Source organism: Mesorhizobium sp. P5_C1 (assembly GCF_054049815.1).
In genome coordinates, this window is record NZ_JBFULQ010000802.1 from 1 (window position 1) to 1,898 (window position 1,898).

General features: G+C 60.1%; 2 protein-coding genes. Both read right to left on the minus strand.

What is annotated here, in order from left to right; all coding sequences use genetic code 11:
• Nucleotides 1-531, minus strand: a 531-nt coding sequence (locus tag ACXJ7R_RS31440; protein ID WP_457155209.1) for a Tm-1-like ATP-binding domain-containing protein, incomplete at its 3' end; no start/stop codon positions are given.
• A gap of 36 nt (nt 532-567) precedes the next feature.
• Nucleotides 568-1,898 (minus strand): glycine cleavage T C-terminal barrel domain-containing protein (locus ACXJ7R_RS31445; protein WP_457155208.1); only part of this gene is annotated, 1,331 nt, incomplete at its 5' end.

Here is a 1,898-nt window from a genome sequence, read left to right on the forward strand (position 1 = left end):
CCCCAAAACCGCGCCCGCGGCCTGGCTTAAAGACGACTTGCATATGGAGTTCAATCCGAAGAGGCCTCCCGCCCACAGGATCATCTGGATGTCGGGCGCTAGTCTGTCCGCGGGGACGAGGGGGGAATACGCGACTGTAGAAATCACATATTTCGGAACGCCGAGTGGCAAGGCACGAGCGCAGTCGAGAGCCAGGTCTGTGCCCATGGTGCCGCCCATGGCAATCATGCCGTCGATCTTGCCTTCCGCGTGCAGCCTCCCTGTCAGGATTGACGCGCCGCGCGCCATGATCTGCATCGCGGTGTTCTCGTCGCCGGACGCGATCGCCGTCTGGATCGACGACCCGCCAGCCTCGGCGACATCGTGCTTGCTGATGTCGGTCGGCCGCATGGGACCACCGAGAACGCTTACGTCCATCGTAAGCGCTCGGCCGCCCTGTGCGACCATCCTGTCAGCGAGATAGATCAGTTCGTCCGACTTCGTATCGAATGTACCGATAACAAGGATCGTCTTCGTTTCTTTCGTTGTCATGGTTCCCACTCATTTTTTGTTTTTGGTTAGTCGGTCTCAGCCACGCATCCGCTCTCCCTGCGGGTCGTAGAAGGGCTGAAGCTGGACCTGGATCGGATAGCGTTTGCCGGCGATCTGGACCTCGAAATCACCCTCTTCGAGCCATGCCTTCGAGACGCCTTCCTCACGATGCAGGCTTGCAAGCCCCAGCATTTTGCCAACGCGGTAGCCCCATCCTCCGGAGGTGACGTGACCCACAAGGTCATCGCCTTTCCAGATCGGCTCGTTGTGCGCGAGATATGGCCCTGTCCTTCCGAGGCCGTTGACGGAGACCGATACCGTCCTGAAGCGCGTGGCTGCACCGCCTGCCTTCTGCCTTGCGAGAGGGTCTTTGCCGATGAACTCGCTCTTGTTGAGATCAACAGCAAATCCTAGGCCGGTTTCGTAAGGTGTGTCCTCCTCGGTGATATCATGCCCGAAGTGCCTGAAGGCCTTTTCAAGGCGGCAACTTCCCATGGCAAACATTCCCATATGCCGCAGGCCGAGTGGCGTTCCGACCGCCAGGATGTTCTCGTAGACACCGTGCGTGAACTCCGTCGAAATCAGCAGCTCGTAGCCAAGTTCGCCTACGAACGATCTTCTAATGGCCCAGACCCGTGCATGGGCAAGGTCGATTTCCCGCGCGGCGCCGAACGGAAATTTCTCGTTGCTGAGGTCGTCTGTCGTCAGGGCGGAAAGTATCTCGCGAGACTTCGGCCCATGGATCGTCAGCAGCGCGTAGGACGACGTGGCGTCGAAGATTTCGAACCGCCACTCCGGGTCCGCATGCATTTCAAGCCAGGCGCGGTCGCGAACCTGGCTGGGGTGCCCCGTAACCACGAGGAATTTCTGTGGGCCGATCCGCGTGACCGTCACGTCGGCCTCGATGCCGCCGCGTTGATTGAGGAATTGGGTGTAGACGGAGGTTCCGACCGCCACGTCCATCTGGGCACCGCAGACCCTGTTCAACATTTCGACGGCATCCGGTCCCTGCACCAGGAGTTTGGCGTACATGGACTGGTCAAGGAGCACCGCCGCATCCCGGGCGGCGGCACATTCGTCGGCCACCAGGGAAGACCAGTATTGCTCGCCGACCGAAGGTTTGTCCTGCCATCCCAAGCCGGACGGGTCGTAGTACATTGGAATTTCCCAGCCGATGCGCTCGGCGAAAACAGCGTTTTGCGATTTCAGCCTGTCGTGCAGTGGTACCCGACGTACCCCGCGTGCCGTTTCGATCTGGCGGCCCGCCCAGTGGATGCCGTAATGGAATCCGACGGACTCACCGACCCTGTCGGCATTGTATGTCGAGTTGGATTGAAAGGGATGGGCGCGAGAAGCCAGCATGGAGT